The organism is Pseudomonas sp. RW10S2, from assembly GCF_014268985.1.
GTDB lineage: Bacteria > Pseudomonadota > Gammaproteobacteria > Pseudomonadales > Pseudomonadaceae > Aquipseudomonas > Aquipseudomonas wayambapalatensis.
This window is the reverse complement of sequence record NZ_JABWRO010000249.1, coordinates 1-412: the sequence shown is the minus strand read 5'-3', so window position 1 is coordinate 412 and position 412 is coordinate 1. Positions and strand designations below refer to the sequence as shown.

Annotated in this window: 1 protein-coding gene; it reads right to left on the bottom strand. The window is 66.3% G+C overall.

The features are described 5' to 3' along the window. Positions 1-412, bottom strand: a 412-nt coding sequence (locus HU729_RS25585; RefSeq protein ID WP_186711927.1) for an AMP-binding protein, incomplete at both ends; no start/stop codon positions are given.

The window sequence follows — 412 nt, the reverse complement described above, 5'->3', positions numbered from 1 at the left end:
GGTCGGCACCATGTAGTCCGGCAGGGTCTGTTGCAGATTGGCTTTCAACACACTGCGCAACTCGCTTTCGTCCGCGCCATGGTCCTGGGCCACCACGTAGGCGACCAGTTGCTGAACGCCATTGAGCTCGACGGCCAGCACCGCCGATTCGCGCAACAGGCCTTGGGCCTGCAAACGCGCTTCGATTTCACCCAGCTCGATACGCAGGCCGCGCACCTTCACCTGATGGTCCACACGCCCGGCGTACTCCAGCACGCCGTCTTCGCGGTAGCGCGCCAGGTCGCCGGTGCGGTACAGCCGCGAGCCATCCGCCGCGAACGGATCAGGCAGGTATTTCTCGGCGGTCAGCCCCGGACGCAGCAGGTAGCCACGGGTGATGCCCTCGCCTGCCAGGTACAGCTCCGCCGTCGCC